This is a genomic window from Microbacterium luticocti DSM 19459 (assembly GCF_000422405.1).
GTDB classification, from domain to species: Bacteria; Actinomycetota; Actinomycetes; order Actinomycetales; family Microbacteriaceae; genus Microbacterium; species Microbacterium luticocti.
Window position 1 is genome coordinate 137,044 of sequence record NZ_AULS01000002.1, and the last position, 16,887, is coordinate 153,930.

Consider the following 16,887-nt stretch of genomic DNA (forward strand, 5'->3'; position numbering starts at 1 on the left):
GCGAGTGAATCCGGCTCGCGACTCAGGACAATGGTGGAGACGGAGGGATTCCAGCGGTTCATCGGCTTTTCGAACGGCCAGAGGCCGCAGACGGTGAAGCGCCAGGTCTGGAACGCGGACACGTGCGAGTGGGACGCGGAAGAGTTCACCCTTCCGGTCGCGAACGGCAAAGTGCTCGTCCTGGTCCCCGCCGGCTGGGCTCGGTCCACGCTGCTGATGTCGTCCGGTCGCTTCTACGACACCGCGGTGCTGAGTTTCGCGCAGATGGAGCGCGCGGTCCGTAGCGTCGACGGCGGGCTGATCAAGACGCGCAAGCTCGACCTGCGCAAGGAATCGGGACTCGAGCGGAGTCGGCAGACCATTATTGAGGCCACCCTCCGTGCCTTCGAGGCGCACGAGGACTTGCTTGCGGTCTTCAAGGCGTTCCTCGACTCGAAGTTCACCACTCCTGTGGAGGACGCAGAAGCCGCCTGACACGCTGGCGCCGGCTCACCCTCGTGGGTCGGCGCCCAGCGTGGCCGCCACGCTCATCCGGGTGACCACAGTGAAGCCGCGACCACACGGTGCGATCTTCGCCCGCCGCACACCCGACCCGTTCGAGATGCACGCGAGCGTCCGGCGAGCGTTCCATACGCGCAAGAGAATCTCCACTCGGGCACTGCGCGGTTGAGGGACCGTGGCGTTCCACCCGCCCCGTGGGAGGCGGTGCGATGTCGTCGCGTGCGGACGTCAGGGTAGGAGGTCAATCATCTTCGGGCGCGCCTTCATGGCGTGGATCACGAGCTCGTTGCCACTGTCGAAGACAAGGACCACGGTCTCGAGGAGGCGTCCTTGGGTGTCGAAGCCGAGTCGCAGTTGGCGGGCCGGGGAGTCGTCGTCGAGGTCTTCAATCCAGACGGGCCAGGATGCCGCCTGCCGGATGTCGTCGGGCGCGATGCCGTGTTTGAGTGCGGCGTCGTGGATGTTCACGCGGCGTACGCGGCGATCGCCTCGCGGATCAGCTCTGATCGCGACTTGTGTTCTCGGGCGGCACGCGCGTCCAAGGCGGCGAGCTCGTCGACGGTCAGACGGAGCGCCACGACCTGGGCCGGCTCGGCGCCCCGCCCCGGCCGTCCGCGCCCGCGGCGCTTGAGAGCGTCGATGTCGTAGCCGGCCTCGGCCTCGTTTGCCCATGCCGTAATCTGCTCATCGGTGACCGGTACACCGTTGATCGTCTCGCCGTTGCTCATGACCGCATCGTAATACGAAAATGGGACTCGCCCTAGACCCTGGCGCGGTGAGTAGGTGACTCGGTCCGCGCCGTGGCCGCGGCCGCGGGCCGCCGCGAGGGCAAGCGGCTCGGGTAGGTGTCAATGAGCGAATCTGGGGCGAACGGCGGAACGAATCTTGCGCGGATTCTATACGATTCAGCCATCTGACGACCCGATTTGACACTGATCAGGGGTTTTCGGCGGAGACGGAGGGATTTGAACCCTCGGTCCCCGTGAGGGGACTCCACCTTAGCAGGGTGGTGCACTAGGCCTGACTATGCGACGTCTCCTTGCGTGCGGCACCCGTGGGCGCGCATGCGTCTGTCCATGATAACCGGTCCCACAAGCGCCGGTGACCGTGCAGATCCGCTCCGGGATCGACCCGATGCCCTACCCGGAGCACACCGAAGATAGGGCATCCGCCCGATGTGCCCCGGGTGCCTTAGAGCGGAGCGTATGTGGTGCATCGAAGGAGAAGATCATGACCCTGCACCCCTCGCTCGGCTACGACACCATCACCCAGGAGCTCGAAGAGCGCGCCCGCAACGCCGAACGCGCCCGCTTCGTGCGGGAGCACCCCGACCAGGTCATCCGCCTTCCGCGTCCGCGATGGATCCGGTGGTTCGACCGCCTCGTCCGCCCCGCGCACCGCGACGTGCGGCAGCAGCATCCGGTGGCCGCCCGCGCCCGGTGATGCGGGCGCCGAGCCTCGATGTCGGAGGTGGCCGGCACCATGAAGGCATGGCCTTCACCGCGACATCGTCGGCCACGGCCGCCCGCATGGTCGGGCGTGACGAAGAGCTCGCGCGCCTCGACGCGCTGTTCGAGCGCGCCCGGGGCGGCCAACCGACGGCCGTGGTGGTCGCCGGCGAGGCCGGAATGGGCAAGTCGCGCCTCATCCGCGAGTTCACCGCATCCGTCGCCGACCGCGCCGATGTCGCCGCCGGCCGCGCCGTCGACCTCGGCGGCACGCCGGCGCCCTACGGCGCGGTGCTCGGGCTGCTGCGCGCCATCGCGGCCCAGCGCGGCACCGAAGAGCTCTGGCGCGCCGCCGGCCCGGGCCGCCCCGCGCTGCTGCTGCTGATGCCCGAGCTCGCCGAATCGCCCGAGATCGCCGCCTCCCCTCCCCCGCCGGACGCGCGGCCGACCCCCGAGCTCCTGCGCGAGGCGTTCGTCACGGCGGTCGAGTCGCTCGCCGAGCATCGCCCGCTCGTGCTCGTGATCGAAGACCTGCACTGGGCCGACGAGGGCACGCTCACCCTGCTGTCGTTCCTGCTGCGCGTGGTGATCCGCGGGCGGCTGCTCGTCGTGCTCGGCTGGCGCAGCGACGAGGGCCGACGCGCCGATCCGGTGCGGCTGTTCATCGGCGAGGCCGAGCGCGCCCACCTGCTCGAGCGCATCACACTCCACCGGCTCGACCGAGCCGCGGTGCGTGCGCTCGTCGCCCAGCTGGGTGGCGCCGACGACATCGAGGCCGTCGATCGGCTCGACGAACGGGCCGAAGGCATCCCCTTCTTCGTCGAGGAGCTCGCCTGCTGCGCCGACGGTCCGCTGCCCGACACCCTGCGTGACGTGCTGCTGGCACGCTACGGGCAGTTGTGGGAGGATGCCGCGACCGCGGTCCGCGTCATCTCCGCGTCCGACGCACCCCTCGAGCACGACACGCTCGCGGCCCTGACCGGGTTCGACGACGACCGGCTCAACGCGGCCATCCGCGAGGCGGTGGGCACCGGCATCCTCATCGTCGACGACGACCGCTACACGTTCCGGCACGCGCTGCTGCGCGAGGCCGTGCACGCCGAACTGCTGCCGGGCGAGCACGCGGCGCTCCATCGCGCCTACGCCGAGCACCTGCAGTCGCTCATGGACGCAGATCCCCGCCGCGACCTGCACGCCGCCCTCGCGCACCACTGGCGGCACGCGCACGAACGGCGGCGCGCCCTGGTCGCCGCCCTGGCCGCCATGTTCTCGGCGAAGGACCGCTACGCGTTCTCGACGGCCGCCCGCTTCGGCCGCATGGTGCTCGAGCTGTGGGACCAGGTCGACGACGCCGAGGCCGCCGCCGGCCTGGACCGGATCACCCTCATGCTGCGCATCGCGTCGATCCTGCGCAACGCCGGCGAGAGCGAACGCGCCCTGGGAGTGGTCGACCGCGCCCTCGCCGAGGCGGCGCACACCGAGGTCGACCCCGCGCTGCACGCGCGGCTGCTGCGCGACAAGGCCGTGTACCTGATCAACGTCGGGCGTTCCGGCGCCACCGAACTGCTGGTCGACGCGCTCGCCGTCATCGACACCGGGCACGTCGACGACCCGAACCTCAGCGCCGGCGTGATGAGCCAGCTCGCCGCCCGGCACATGGTCGCCGGTCGCGCCGCCGAAGCGATCGACATGGCCACCCGGGCGCGGGAGTTCGCCGAGCGTGCGGGTTCGAGCCTGCAGGTTTCGGTGTCGCTCAACGTGCGCGGCGCGTCCCGCACGCACGCAGGCGACGTCGCCGGCGGCCTCGAAGACTACGCTGCGGCGCGGCAGCACGCGCACGAGTCCCAGGCGCAGTTGCGCTACGACGTCAACTACTCCGACCTGCTCACCGTGCTCGGCCGCTACCACGAGGCCTTGGCCGTGGCAGAAGAAGGACTCGCGCGCGCCCGCGCAGTCGGGCAGGCGCGCACGACGGGGTCGCTGCTGACCCAGAACATGGTGCAGCCGCTGCTCGAGCTCGGCGAGATCGCCCGCGTCGACGAGCTGCTCGCGCGCGACCTCGAGCTGCGCACCTTCCCGATGTTCCGCATGTACACCACGACCTCCCGCGCCCGTGCCCTCTGCTGGCACGGGAGGCCCGAGGCGGCGGCGGCACTGCTGCGGCAGCAGCAGTCCGCGATCGCCGAGGCGGCCACCGTCGAGCGGCAGGTCTGGTTCTACGGTGTCCACGCGCGGCTGGCGATCGCGCAGGCGTCGGGGGACCTGGATGCCGCGCGCGCGGTGCTCGGTGAGGCGATCGACGACGACGGGGAACGCACCGCGCACATCAGTCGCCTGCTGCTGGACGCCGGACCGGTGGTCGCCACGCTGCGCGCCCGCGGCGACGACGTCCGAGACCTTGTCTCCCGCGTGGACGAGGCCTGGAACGCGATCCCGGATGCTCTGCGCCCAGCCACCTGGCAGCGCGTTCTCGCCGCCTTCCTCGCCCCGGATCCGGATGCGCTCGCCCGCGCGGTCGAGAGCGCCGATGACCCCGACATGCCGGCGACCTTCCGGGTGACCACCCGGCTCGAGCACGCACGCAGCCTGGTGGTCGCGGGACGGCGAGCCGAAGCGGCATCCGTGCTCGCGCAGGCCCGCGCACACGCCGACGCCCTCGCGCACGAGCCGCTGCGACGCGACGTCGCACAGTTCGGAGCGGCGTCCGGGCTCGCCGAGGACGACGACGATCGCTGCACCGCATTGGCAGAGCTCACCGCACGCGAACGACAGGTGCTCGAGCTGCTCGCCGAGGGGCTGAGCAACGGTCAGATCGCCCAGCGCCTGTTCATCAGCGTCAAGACGGCGAGCGTGCACGTCTCCGCCATCCTGCGCAAGCTCGGCGTTGCCAGCCGCACCGAAGCCGCCGTGCTCGCCGCCCGAAAGGGGTGACGCCGCCGCGGCCGTCAGGCGTGGAAGCGCTGCACGATCGTGCCGATCCCCTCGATCTCGGTGGTCAGCGTCTCGCCGTCCCGCAGGTAGCGCTTCGGATCCATCCCCATGCCGACTCCGGGCGGGGTGCCGGTGAACACCAGGTCGCCGGGCAGCAGCTCGAGCGTCTGCGACAGCCGCGCCACCAGGTCGGTGACGTCGAAGATCAGCTGGTCGGTCGACCCGTCCTGCACCCGGGTGCGGGTGCCGTCGGCCGCGGTGATGGTCGTCGAGACCGCCAGTCGATCGGGGTCGGCGAACTCGTCGAGGGTGACGAGCACGGGCCCGGTGGGGGCGAAGTTCTGGTACGACTTGCCCATGCTGAACTGCGCCGGCGTGCCCTGCCACTGCACGGTGCGCTCGGAGAGATCCTGCCCGACGGTGTACCCGGCGATCCGCGAGCGCACCTCGGCGCGCGGGATGTCGCGGCCGCCCCGGCCGATCACGACCACCAGTTCGGCCTCCCAGTCGACGGTGTCGCCGGGCAGCAGCACGTCGACGTCGGGACCGGCCACCGACGACGGGAACTTGGTGAACACGACCGGCACCTCGGGCAGCGGCAGCCCCGACTCGGCGGCGTGGTCGGCGTAGTTCAGCCCGACGCCGATCACCTGCGGCGGCCGCGGCGACGGGGCGCCCAGGTCGGCGGGTGCGAACGCGACGGCCTCCGGGTGCCCGGCCACGTCGACCGTGGCCGCCCAGGCGGCGAAGTCGTCCCAGACGCCGTAGACGGCCGCCGGGTCCGGGTCGAACCGTCCGGCGCTGGCGCCGGCCACGTCCAGAGCCCGGTCCTCGGCCACCAGTACGAGGCGTCCGGCGAGATTCCCGATGCGCATGATCGTCCTTTCTGAGGGGTCACGACGCCGCGGCGGCGCGTGACGGAATGGAAGGGAAGCCGCGGACCGCGGCATCCAGGGCAGTGCCCGCGTCGTCGGCGGCGCCGCCGATCCACGCGATGTGCTGATCGGGGCGCACCAGCACGAGGCGATCCCCCGCGACGGGCGCGAAGCCGTGCACGACCGGGTCGACGACACGCAACGGGATGCCGCGGGCCTGCGCCGCCTGCGCCCACTCGGGCCCCGCGGGGCCAAGCACCGTGAACTCGGGTCCGAGCAGGTCGAACAGCGAGTCGCCGGCGGCGTTGCGATCGTGCGGCAGGCGGTTGCCGGGCGCGGCGATCGGCACGTACTCGCGGGTGCTGGGGGCCTGGGCCGCGGCATCCGGCCCGTACCCGTAGCCGAGCACCAGGCCGAGTGCGTGGAACTCGTCGCGCTTGGTGGCCTGGATCGTCTGCGCGGCGGCCGCGCGGGCCGCCTCTCCCTCGGGACCGTCGGCCATCAGCGCGGGCGAGGTGAGGTCGATGGAGAGGTTGCGCATGTTCGTCGCCGCCAGATCGATGGTCTGCTGCGCGATCGGCCGGCGCTCGTCCTCGTAGCTGTCGAGCAGAGCGGCGGGCGCCCAGCCGTGCAGCACGGCGGCGAGCTTGAACGCGAGGTTGACGGCATCACCGACCCCGGTGTTGAAGCCGTGCCCGCCCCACGGCGGGTTCTGGTGCGCGGCGTCGCCGACCAGGTACGCGCGGCCCGACCCGTACGAGTCGGCCAGCAGCAGCCGCGCCTGCCACGGGTCGGTGGCGAGCACCTCGACGTCGACGTCGGCGCCGACCAGTCCCCGCACCAGGGCGGCCGCCTCGGCCTCGTCGGCGATCGACTCGGTGCCGGTGGCGATGGCCCACCAGGTGCCGTCGAGATCGAGCGGCCCGACCACGCCGGGAGCGGCCGGGTTCAGCACCCAGTGGTGGATCGCGGGCGGCACCAGTTCGGCGAGCCGGCGCGAGCGGAACGTGATGTTGACGTTCGGGCGCCCTCCGGCGGCACCGACGTAGCGGGCGCCGAGCGCGGCGCGCACCACGCTGTGCGATCCGTCGGCGCCCACCACGTAGTCGGCGGTGACGACGGATGCCTCACCCGCAGCATCCGTCGTCGTCACCCGGGGGCGCGGGCCCGACAGGTCCACGGCGGTGACGCGGCTGCCGAAGCGGGTCGTCACCAGCGGCTGCCGCCCGATCAGCGCACGCAGCGCCTCTTCGACGACGGGCTGGGTCACCTGCTGCGCCGCCTCGGCGGTGAGGTCGGAGCCGACCAGCTCGAGCCCGAGCACCCCGGTGAACCGGGTGATCTCGGTGCCGGCGGCGGTGGTGCAGAACCGCACGTCCTGCGACCACGAGACCGGCAGCGGGGCGCGGCGGCGGATCTCGTCGGCCGCGCCGATGCGTCGGAACAGCTCCATGGTGCGCGCCGAGGTCGTCTTCGCACGCGGCCGGGAGTGTTCGACGCTCTCACGCGGTTCGACGATCAGCGACGCGACGCCGTGGTGGGCGAGCTCGAGCGCGGTGGTCAGTCCGACCGGGCCGCCGCCCACCACGACGACCGGGACGTCGGGGCCGGTCACCACACCTCGGGCAGGAAGATGTCTTCGGGGATGTGCTCGGGCAGGTACTCCCCCGCCCGGGCGCGCTCGTGGATCTCCTGGAACGACAACCCCGCCTCACGTGCGGCGACCAGCTTCTCGGGATCGAAATACGTGCCGATCGGGTTGCGGGCGAAATCCAGCGAGTTCGCGATCCACTCGCTCGAATCGGCCCAGTCGCCGAACCCGTCCACCTGGATCTCCACACCGTTCCCGTCCGGGTCCTGGTAGTACACCGACATCGTGATCCCATGATCCAAGGTCAGCCACGGCAGGATGTCGTGGTTGCGCAGCCGGATGTAGTTGTTCAGCCACATGTCGAACGTGCCGAACTCGAACGCGGTGTGGTGGATGCCGGTCTCGTGTCCCTTGTCGGTCGGGTGCTTCAGACCGGGAGGGGACAGCAGCGCGATCCGGTGGTTGGCCTCGTCGTTGGTCAGCCACGACGCCTCATCGCTCTGGAACACCGGCCGCAGTCCGCACACCAATCCGTACCACTCCACCATCTGCTTCATCCGCAGCGTCGTGAACGTGGTGTGGTGCAGCTTCGGCGGGTTCGCCGGCCAATGCGTCGCCTGGTTGTCGGGCATGTTCTCTCTCCTTCGAGACTCGGTGGGATGGGTTCTCAGTGTGCGGGTGACGCGTCGACGAGGTCGAGCGCCGCCGCGACCTGGGCGTCGGGGCCGATGCCGTGCAGCCGGTACAGCTCCTGGAGCGTACCGGTCTGCCCGAACTCGGTGACCCCGAGGTTGACGCTGCGCACACCGCGCACGGCGGCGAGGAATGCGAGCGTGTGCGGGTGTCCGTCGAGCACGGTGATCAACGGCCTCGCCCGTTCGGCGGGGAGCAGCTGGTCGAGGATCCACGGGTCGCCGTCGCCGTGCCCGCCGCGGGCGCGCACGGCCCGGTACAGCCGGTCGGCGCTGGTGACGCAGACCACGTCGGCGGCGACGCCGAGTCCGGCGAGCCGGTCGGCCGCGGCGAGCACCTCGGGCATCAGCGCGCCCATGCCGACCAGCGTCACCTGCGGCTCTGCGACGCGGCGCAGCACATAGCCGCCGGCGACGACCTGCCGACGCCGGCGCTCACGGGCCGCCGGATCGGCGGGCACCGCCGCAAGGGTCTGGTCGATGACCCGGGACGTGAGGCGCAAGTAGCTGGACGATCCGTCAGGCCGGCCCAGGCGCGACAGCGCGTCGAGCATGCACCACTCGAAGTCCTGCACGAACGCGGGCTCGAACCCCACGACGCCCGGCTGCTCGATGCCGATCGACGGCGTGATGATCGACTGGTGCGCACCGCCCTCGGCGGCGAGGGTGACGCCCGACGGCGTGCCGATGAGGATCGACTGGCCTCCCGCGTAGACCCCGAACGACCAGGGCTCGAGCGCCCGGGTGACGAACGGGTCGTAGAGCGTGCCGATCGGCAGCAGCGGCTCGCCCCACCGGCTCCAGGTGGCGCCGAGCTCGCCGAGCAGCGACACCAGGTTCACCTCGGCGATGCCGAGTTCGATGTGCTGCCCGTTCGGGCCCTCGCTCCAGTGCAGGATGGTCTCGGCGTCGTCGGCGAACCAGTCCCGCCGCTCGGCCGACGACCAGACGCCGACCTTGTTGACCCAGCCGCCGAGATTGGTGGAGGATGCCACGTCCGGCGCGACGGTCACGACCCGCCGGGCGGCGTCGGGCGCGAGCCGGGTGAGATCCAGCAGCAGTCGCCCCAGCGCCTGCTGGGTGGAGCTGTGGCCCTTGACCTCGCGGCCGAAGTCCGCCGGCACCGCCGGAGGCGCGGCATCCGGCACCGGGTCGCGCCGCAGCCGGGCGGCCGTCAGCGCGCACAGCCGGGCCTCGTCGGAGCCGGCCGGGAAGGGTCGCCAGGGGTCGTCGACGCTCTCGCCGAGCGCGGCGGCGACCTCGGCCAGCTGCGCGGGGGTGAGCAGATTGGAGTGGTTCTGCGGGTGGCCGGCGTTGGGCAGCCCGTTGCCCTTGATGGTGTAGGCGAAGATCACGGTGGGCCGGGTGTCGTCGATCTGCCCGAACGCGTCGACCAGGCTCGGGATGTCGTGCCCGGCAAGGCCCCGGATGACGCGGGTCACGGTGGTGTCGTCGAGGTCGTCCAGCAGCGACCGGATCGCCGCGGCGCTCTCGTCGGCGCCCGGGAGTCGGTCGCGCAGCTCGGCGGCCGAGCAGCGCAGCAGCCGCTGGTATTCCGGGTTCGACATCCCGTCGATGCGAGCCTTGAGGTGCTCGCCCCCGGGACGTCGGAACAGCTCGTTGAGCAGGTGCCCGTACTTGAGCGTGATGACCTGCCATCCGGCGGCGGCGAACATCCCCTGCAGCCGGGTGGCCGAGATGTTGGGCACGACCCGGTCGAGCGACTGGCGGTTGAAGTCGACGATCCACACGATCTCGCCGAGGTCGCTCACGGTCTGGTCGAGCACGGCCTCCCACACGGCGCCCTCGTCGAGCTCGGCATCGCCGACCAGGCTGTACTGCCGGCCGCGGCTGCGGGGGGCGCCGGCGGTGTCGGCGGCGTACCGGCGCGCGATGGCGCCCCACACCGGGGCGGTGGCGCCGATGCCGACCGATCCGGTGGAGTAGTCGACGGTGTCGGGGTCCTTCGAGCGGCTCGGATAGCTCTGCAGGCCGTGGAACGCGCGCAGCGTGCCGAGCTGATCCGGCGTCAACTCGCCGAGCAGGTGGGAGATCGCGTGCAGCACGGGCGAGGCGTGCGGCTTGACCGAGACCCGGTCGTCGGCGGTGAGGGTGGTGAACCAGAGCGCGGTCATGATGGTGGCGATCGAGGCGCTGGACGCCTGGTGGCCGCCGACCTTGAGCCCGTCCGGGTCCTTGCGCAGTGGGCCGTTGGCGGCATCGATGATCGCGGTGGACAGCCACAGCACCTTGCGCTCGATGGCCTCGAGCGTGCGCTGCTCGGCCGAGATCGGCGTGCGGCTCGCCACGGCATCCATTTCCGACTCCTTCGTCCCCACGAGGATATACCATATACGCTAGCGGCGCACCGGGGCGATGTGCAAGAGTCGAGCCCGGCCCGTGGGACGATGTTCTGCGGACACGAGCGAGGGGGCCAGGATGACGGTGGACGGTCAGGTGCGGTCGGTCGCGGCCGCGAACGCCTCCGCCGTCGACCTGGTGACGGCCGAGATCCGGCGCGCCGTGCTCACCGGTGCGCTCGCGCCCGGCGCGAACTTCTCGATCCGTGACCTTGCCGCGCAACTCGGCGTCAGCCACATCCCGATCCGCGAGGCGCTGCGCCGGCTCGAGTCGCAGGGACTCATCATCCTGCGTCAGGCCCGCAGCGCCAGCGTCGCGCCCCTGACGAGCGCCGACCTGCAGGCGATCTACCGGCTGCGCTACGTCGTCGAGTTGCCGTTGGCCGGCGCCTCGGCGGGAAGGCGGACGCCCGCCCAGATCGCGCGGCTGGACGAACTGCTCGAGGGCAGCCGCCACCCCGACCCCGACATCGCCTGGCAGGCGCACTACGACTTCCACGCCGCGCTCGTGCATCCGGCCGCCAACGACTGGGACGAGCGGGTGCTCGAGACGCTTTGGATGGCAGCCGAACGGTACACGCACCTCGTCTTCGACCCCACCCAGATCACCGAGGCCGAACGCGCCCGCCGCTACGAGACGCACCGGGTGCTGCGCGAGGCCGCCCTGGTCGAAGACCCCGACGGCATGGCGCAGGCGCTGCGGCAGCACCTGCGGGCGAACGAGGAGCGCATCCTGTCGCACATCGCGGCGCTCGAGCATCGCTGACGGGCCTTCAGGGGATGCCTCTTGCGCTCGCTCCGCGGCACGCCTAGCATGCAGGATATATCGTAGCGAATAGCGAGAGGACGTCGATGCCCGCATTGATTCTGGGCGCCACCGGCAACGTGGGCCCGCACGTGGTGCGTGAACTGCAGGTGCAGGGCGAGCATCCGCGCGTCATGGTCCGCGACGCCGACCGGGCCCACGCACTGCTCGGCGACGACGTCGACGTGCACGCCGGCGACATGACCGACCCGGCCGCCCTCGCAGCCGCCGCGGACGGCGTCGACACCGTGTTCCTGCTCTCGCCGCACGGGTTCTCGATGGGCGACGCCCAGCTCGGCGTGATCCGCGCGCTGCGTCGCACCGGCATCCGCATCGTGAAGCTGTCGGGCACCAGCTCGGCGATCACCCCCGACGGGCCGCACGCCTGCCGCCAGCACTGGGAGGTGGAGCGCATCCTGCAGGAAAGCGGGCAGCCCTTCGTCATCCTGCGCCCCAACTCGTTCCTACAGGTGCTCGTGGAACGCCTCATGCTGCCCGGCCTGAACGCCACCGGCACGATCATGAACCCGCTCGGCGACGCCGGCATCAGCCTGATCGACGCCCGCGATGTCGGCGCCGTCGCCGCGGCGACGATCCTGCGCCACGACTGGGACGGGCAGACGCTGGTGTTGACGGGACCCCGCGCCGTCACGTACGCCGAGATCGCCGACCTGGTCGCCGCGCGCACCGGACGGCCGGCCGGACTCGCCCAGGTCACGCCCGCCGACGTGCGTGCCTCGCTCGTCGCCCGCGGCACCGAGGAGTGGGAGGCCGAGCACTTCGAGGAGATGTACGCGCTGTTCCGCGCCGGCGAATCCGCGTTCGTCACCGACACCGTCGAGCAGGTCACCGGGCGGGCTCCGCGGACCATCGAGGCGTTCCTCGACGAGGTGCTCGCCCCGGCGGAGGCCGCCTCATGAGCGCCTGCCTGCCCTGCGACCTCGAGGCCGCCGACGACGAGGCGGTCGTGTATCGCGACGACGTCTGGTCGTGCGAGGTCGCCGACGGCTACGACGTGCCCGGCTGGTTCATCCTGCGGCTGCGCCGGCACGCCGAGGGCTGGGAGGCCCTGACCGCCGACGAGCTCGCGGGGTTCGGCCGGGTGTCACAGCGGCTCGTCGCCGCGATCGTCGCCGGCACCGACGCCACCGGCGCGTACTTCATGAGCTTCGGCGAGAACTACCCGCACTTCCACTTCCTCGTCACCGCGCGCCCGGCCGACCTCGCCACCGAGCACCGCAGCGCCGGCATCCTCGCCCTGCGCGCCGATCACCGCGACCGCGCCGCCTCGCTCGCGGTGGCCGCCGACGTGCGCCGCGCCCTGGCCGCCCCCGCTCCTGCCTGAATCCGCCACCCGACCCGAAAGGACGACGATGTCCACTCCGTTCCGCTTCACCACCTCCGACGGCCGCGTCTACAGCGGCCGCAGCGCCGCCCTCGGCGAGGCCGCCGACGGCGCCCCGCTCGTCATCGCGCTGCACGGCGGCACCTACACCTCCGAGTACTTCGACATCCCGGGGTATTCGCTGCTTGATCGCGCCGCGGCGCGAGGCATCCCGATCATCGCTCTCGACCGGCCCAACTACGTCGACTCCTCGCCGCTGGAGGCGGAGGACTCGATCATCCTCGCCAACGCCGACGTCCTCTCGGACGCGATCGGCGAGATCTGGGAGCAGTACGGCGACGGCACCGCGGGCATCGTGCTCATCGCCCACTCCATCGGCGCCGCCGTCGCGACGGCGATCGCCGCGACGCAGCCGTCGTGGCCGCTGCGGGGGCTGGCGATCTCGGGATGCCTCGTGCGGGTGCCGCAGGAGTCCCGTGCCGCCTGGGAGTCGCTGCCGCCGATCCCGATGATCGAGCTGCCGGTGCCCATGAAGGACCAGGTGATGTTCGGGCCCGAGGGCACCTTCACCGACGACATGCCCGCCGCCAGCCACCCGTCGAACACACTGGTGCCGAAGGCCGAGCTGCTCGACATCACCGGCGGCTGGATCGCGCGCCGCGCCGAGGTGTGCGGTCGGGTGACGGTGCCGGTGTTCCACCGGCAGGGCGAGTTCGACCACCTGTGGGTGACCGATCAGAACGAGATCGACGAGTTCCGCGCCGGGTTCGGCTCGGCGGCGTCGGTCGATTCCGCGCTCGAGCCGGGGAGCGGCCACTGCATCGACTTCCATGTGCCCGCCGAACGGTTCCAGCAGGCGGAGCTCGACTTCGCGATGGCGGTCGCGGCCGCCCGGGTGTGATCGTGGCCGTGCTGCTGCGCGGGGTGCGCGTCTTCGACGGCGACGGTTTCGGCGACCCGACCGACGTCGCCGTCGAGGGCGGGCTGATCGCACCGGATGCCTCGGCCTCCGCAGCATCCGGCACCGAGGTCGTCGACGGGGGATACCTGATCCCAGGCCTGATCGACTGCCACGTGCACCTGTACGGCCCCGAGACGCTCGCCGCGCTGGCGCGGCACGGCGTGACGACGGCGCTCGACATGAGCTCGCCGCCCGACCTCGTGGCGGCGCTGCGCGGGCTGCCCGGCACCACCGACATCCGCAGCGCCATGATGGCGATGAGCTCGCCGGCCAGCGCCCACGCCCAGCGGTTGAAGGACGTCCCGGCCGCGCGGGAGTCCCTCGTCGCCGGCCCCGACGAGGTCGAGGCCGCCGTGGCTCGCCGCATCGCGCAGGGCGCCGACTACCTCAAGGTCGTCATCGACCTGCCCGGCTTCGACCAGCAGACGGTCGACGCCATCGTCGCGGCCGCGCACGCGCGGGGGAAGGCCGTCGTCGCACACGCGTCGCGGTCGGACGCCGTCGACATGGCGCAGCGGGCCGGCGTCGACGTGCTCACCCACGCTCCCCTCGACCGCCCCATCGGCACCGCCCGGGCTGCGGAACTCGCCGCCGCCGGAACGATCGTCGTGCCCACGCTGACGATGATGCGCGGCATCGTCGATCGGCTCGCCGGAGCGGGTCCGGGCCCGCGCTACGAGCCGGCCCGCGACTCGGTGCGGGCGCTGCACGAGGCCGGCGTGCCGGTGCTTGCGGGCACCGATGCCAACCAGACGCCGGCGGCCCCGGCATCCCCGCCCTTCGGTGCAAGCCTGCACGACGAGCTGGCACTGCTGGTGGACGCCGGGCTGAGCACCGTCGAGGTGCTGCGCGCGGCGACGAGCACGGCGGCGGCGCACTTCGGGCTCGCCGACCGCGGCCGGATCGCCCCCGGACTGCGCGCCGACCTGGTGCTGCTGCAGGAGGACCCGACCGCCGACATCGCGGCGACCCGGCGCATCCGGGGCGTCTGGATCGCCGGCGAGCGCGTCTCGGGGGCACCGTGATACTCGTCACGGCCGCGAACGGCAACCAGGGCCGGCTGCTGATTCCCAAGCTGCTGAGCGCCGGGCTGCCGGTGCGCGCCGTGGTGCGATCCGAGGCATCCGCCGCCTTTCTGCGCGCACGGGGGGTGACCGACGTGCTCGTCGGCGACCTGGCCGAGCCCGGGGTGCAGCGCGCAGCGGTGCGGGGCGTGTCGAAGGTGTACCACGTGGGCGCCACACTGAGCCCCGGCGAGCGCGCCATGGGACTCGGCCTGATCGACGCGGCGGTCGAGGCCGGCGTCGAGCACTTCGTGTTCAGCTCGGTGCTGCACTCCATCGTCACCGACCTGGTGCAGCACGAGATCAAACGCGACATCGAGGAGCATCTGCTCGCATCCGACCTGGAGTTCACCATCCTGCAGCCGTCGAACTACATGCTGCCGCTCAAGCTGCAGCCGGCGTTCGAGCGCGGCGCGTTCGAACTGTCGTGGTCGCTCACGCGCCGGCAGTCGCTGGTCGACCTCGACGACGTGACGGATGTCGCGGTCATGGCGCTGGTCGACAGTGCGCGTCACGCGGCCGCCACGTACGAGCTGGTCGCGCCGGGACGGTTCACCGCCCACGAGCTGGGCGAGGTCATCGCGCAGGTGCTGGGCCGTCCGATCGCGGTGCGCGAGATCGACGCCGACACGTATGCGACCGCCTGGCTCGGCGACCGCGACCCGGCGACCGCGACGCACGAACTGGCGGTGCTGCGCTCGATCAGCGCCCGATACAGCGCGCACGACTTCGTCGGCAATCCGAACGTGCTGACCTGGCTGCTCGGCCGCGAGCCCACCTCGTTCGCGCAGTTCGTGCGGCGGGAATGGCTCAGAACGGGTAGCGGCCGGGATCGCGACTGACGGTCGTGAGGCGCACCTCGGTGAAGTCCTCGATCGCGTAGTGCCCGGAGCGTCCCCATCCGCTGTCCTTGACGCCGCCCACCGGCAGGGCGGCCTCGCTGGCCATCGTGGGTGCGTTGACGTGCACGATGCCGGCGTCGAAGCGCTCGGCGATGTCGAGCCCCCGCCCGCGGTCGCCGGTCATGATCGCCGCGCTGAGCCCGTACGGCGTGGACTGCGCGTCGGCGATGGCGGTCTCGACGTCGTCGAACGCCTCGATCACCAGCAACGGCCCGAACGTCTCGTCGCAGCCGGTCGTGCAGATCGCCTCCGGCGGCACGTGGGTGAGGATCGTCGGCCGGTACAGCCGCCCCTCGTGCGTGCCGCCGGTGACGAGCGTCGCCCCGCGGTCCACGGCATCGCGCACCCGCTCGTCGATCTGCGCGACGGCCCGATCGTTGATGAGCGGCCCGATGATCACCTCGGGATCGGTCGGGTCGCCGACCTTCAGTGCCTCGACCCGGGCGCGAAGGCCGGCCACGAACTCGTCGTGGCGATCCCGCGCGATGTACACCTTGCGGCTGTTCATGCAGACCTGCCCCTGGTGCAGGAACGCGCCGAAGGTGACGGCCTTCACCGCCTCCTCGATGTCGGCCTCGTCGAGCACGAGCACCGGGTTGAACCCGCCCAGCTCGAGCACCATGCGCTTCAGTGCCCGGCCGGCACGCTCACCGAGGATGCGCGCCGTGCGATCCGAGCCGGTGAAGTCGATGCATCGCACGGCCGGGCTCGCGAAGAACACATCGGCGATCTCGGCCGCCGCGCCCGGCGCGTGGGTGACGACATTGAACGACCCCGCCGGAAAGCCCGCCTGCTCCAGGATCTCGGCGTGGATCAGCCCCGCCGACAGCGGCGCCTCTTCCGACGGCTTGATCACCGTGGTGTTGCCGAACGCCATCGGGAGCAGGAACGTGCGCCAAGCGAGGTAGAAGGCGCCGTTCCACGGGGTGAAGCCGGCGACCACGCCCAGCGGTTTGCGCGTCACCGTGGCGGTGCGGCCGGCGACGTCGCTGCGCAGCACATCACCGGCGGGCAGGTAGCCCCAGCCGGCCGCCTGTCGCAGCATCGCCGCGGACAGCCGGATCTGGAACGCGGCGAACGCGCGGCTCGACCCGCCCTCCCGCGCCATGAGCCGCACGATCTCGTCCTCACGGGCGTCCACGATGTCGGCCGCCTTCAGGAACAGCCGCTGACGCTCGCCCGGGGGCATGGCTGCCCAGGCAGGGAATGCGGCGGCGGCCGCGGCCACCGCCGCCTCGGCATCCGCCCGACCGCCCGCTGCCGCTTCGGCGACGAGCGAGTCGTCGAGCGGATTGCGCACCGCGAAGGTCGGCCCGCCGCGAGCGGTCCAGCATCCGTCGATGAAATGCGACGTCTCGGTCGCGGTTTCCGCCGGTGCGATGATCGACATCTCTCCTCCATCTCGCGCGAGC

16 protein-coding genes and 1 tRNA gene are annotated in these 16,887 nt (G+C 71.8%); 9 read left to right on the forward strand and 8 right to left on the reverse strand.

Annotated features, from left to right (window positions below; all coding sequences use genetic code 11):
- The first annotated feature begins 30 nt into the window (after positions 1 to 30).
- Positions 31 to 474, forward strand: a complete 444-nt coding sequence (locus H577_RS0103525; RefSeq protein ID WP_029144784.1) for a hypothetical protein — start codon at positions 31 to 33, stop codon at positions 472 to 474.
- A 255-nt stretch (positions 475 to 729) separates the two neighbouring features.
- Here H577_RS0103525 and H577_RS0103530 read toward each other — a convergent pair whose 3' ends face one another.
- From H577_RS0103530 to H577_RS0103540, 3 genes are all read right to left on the reverse strand, one after another.
- Positions 730 to 969, reverse strand: coding sequence for a uracil-DNA glycosylase family protein (locus tag H577_RS0103530; RefSeq protein WP_029144785.1), 240 nt, complete (start codon positions 967 to 969; stop codon positions 730 to 732).
- Positions 966 to 1,229 carry a ribbon-helix-helix protein, CopG family gene (locus H577_RS0103535; RefSeq protein ID WP_029144786.1) on the reverse strand — a complete coding sequence of 88 codons (264 nt, stop codon included), beginning with the start codon at positions 1,227 to 1,229 and terminating at the stop codon, positions 966 to 968. Before H577_RS0103535 ends, H577_RS0103530 begins: the two co-directional genes overlap by 4 nt.
- Positions 1,230 to 1,451: 222 nt before the next feature.
- Positions 1,452 to 1,540 (reverse strand) — tRNA-Ser (locus H577_RS0103540).
- A gap of 191 nt (positions 1,541 to 1,731) precedes the next feature.
- Between H577_RS0103540 and H577_RS17535 the strand changes: the two genes are divergently transcribed.
- The gene (locus H577_RS17535) at positions 1,732 to 1,944 is read left to right on the forward strand and encodes a hypothetical protein (RefSeq protein ID WP_029144787.1); all 213 of its coding nucleotides are present in this window, start codon (positions 1,732 to 1,734) and stop codon (positions 1,942 to 1,944) included.
- 47 nt (positions 1,945 to 1,991) lie between these two features.
- Entirely contained in the window at positions 1,992 to 4,880 is a 2,889-nt protein-coding gene (locus tag H577_RS0103550) for a helix-turn-helix transcriptional regulator (RefSeq protein ID WP_029144788.1), read from the forward strand.
- Between the two features lie 14 nt (positions 4,881 to 4,894).
- Here H577_RS0103550 and H577_RS0103555 read toward each other — a convergent pair whose 3' ends face one another.
- The 4 genes from H577_RS0103555 to H577_RS14950 are packed head-to-tail and all read right to left on the reverse strand — an operon-like array spanning position 4,895 to position 10,356.
- A complete protein-coding gene (locus tag H577_RS0103555; RefSeq protein ID WP_029144789.1) occupies positions 4,895 to 5,755 on the reverse strand; it encodes a fumarylacetoacetate hydrolase family protein in 861 nt (286 codons plus the stop codon).
- A 19-nt stretch (positions 5,756 to 5,774) separates the two neighbouring features.
- Positions 5,775 to 7,370, reverse strand: coding sequence for an FAD-dependent monooxygenase (locus tag H577_RS0103560; RefSeq protein ID WP_029144790.1), 1,596 nt, complete (start codon positions 7,368 to 7,370; stop codon positions 5,775 to 5,777).
- Positions 7,367 to 7,978: a VOC family protein gene (locus tag H577_RS14945; protein ID WP_051191692.1), complete on the reverse strand. Its 612-nt coding sequence runs from the start codon at positions 7,976 to 7,978 to the stop codon at positions 7,367 to 7,369. The genes H577_RS0103560 and H577_RS14945 overlap by 4 nt, the downstream gene beginning before the upstream one ends.
- A gap of 35 nt (positions 7,979 to 8,013) precedes the next feature.
- Positions 8,014 to 10,356, reverse strand: a complete 2,343-nt coding sequence (locus tag H577_RS14950) for a transketolase-like TK C-terminal-containing protein (protein ID WP_051191693.1) — start codon at positions 10,354 to 10,356, stop codon at positions 8,014 to 8,016.
- A gap of 121 nt (positions 10,357 to 10,477) precedes the next feature.
- On the opposite strand from H577_RS14950, the gene H577_RS0103575 reads away from it, so the two are divergent.
- The 6 genes from H577_RS0103575 (at position 10,478) to H577_RS16860 (ending at position 15,415) form a co-directional block, all read left to right on the forward strand.
- Complete coding sequence (locus H577_RS0103575; RefSeq protein ID WP_029144791.1) at positions 10,478 to 11,164, forward strand: GntR family transcriptional regulator; 687 nt, start codon at positions 10,478 to 10,480, stop codon at positions 11,162 to 11,164.
- An 86-nt stretch (positions 11,165 to 11,250) separates the two neighbouring features.
- Positions 11,251 to 12,123 carry an NmrA family NAD(P)-binding protein gene (locus tag H577_RS0103580; protein ID WP_029144792.1) on the forward strand — a complete coding sequence of 291 codons (873 nt, stop codon included), beginning with the start codon at positions 11,251 to 11,253 and terminating at the stop codon, positions 12,121 to 12,123.
- Positions 12,120 to 12,548, forward strand: a complete 429-nt coding sequence (locus H577_RS0103585; RefSeq protein ID WP_029144793.1) for an HIT family protein — start codon at positions 12,120 to 12,122, stop codon at positions 12,546 to 12,548. Before H577_RS0103580 ends, H577_RS0103585 begins: the two co-directional genes overlap by 4 nt.
- 28 nt (positions 12,549 to 12,576) lie before the next feature.
- On the forward strand, positions 12,577 to 13,449 hold the full coding sequence (locus H577_RS14955; RefSeq protein WP_051191695.1) for an alpha/beta fold hydrolase: 873 nt from the start codon (positions 12,577 to 12,579) through the stop codon (positions 13,447 to 13,449).
- A gap of 2 nt (positions 13,450 to 13,451) precedes the next feature.
- Complete coding sequence (locus H577_RS0103595) at positions 13,452 to 14,534, forward strand: amidohydrolase family protein (protein WP_211217884.1); 1,083 nt, start codon at positions 13,452 to 13,454, stop codon at positions 14,532 to 14,534.
- A complete protein-coding gene (locus H577_RS16860; protein ID WP_029144795.1) occupies positions 14,531 to 15,415 on the forward strand; it encodes an SDR family oxidoreductase in 885 nt (294 codons plus the stop codon). Before H577_RS0103595 ends, H577_RS16860 begins: the two co-directional genes overlap by 4 nt.
- Here the strand turns inward: H577_RS16860 and H577_RS14965 are convergent.
- Positions 15,384 to 16,865, reverse strand: a complete 1,482-nt coding sequence (locus H577_RS14965) for an aldehyde dehydrogenase family protein (RefSeq protein ID WP_036283633.1) — start codon at positions 16,863 to 16,865, stop codon at positions 15,384 to 15,386. The genes H577_RS16860 and H577_RS14965 overlap by 32 nt on opposite strands.
- Positions 16,866 to 16,887 lie beyond the last annotated feature (22 nt).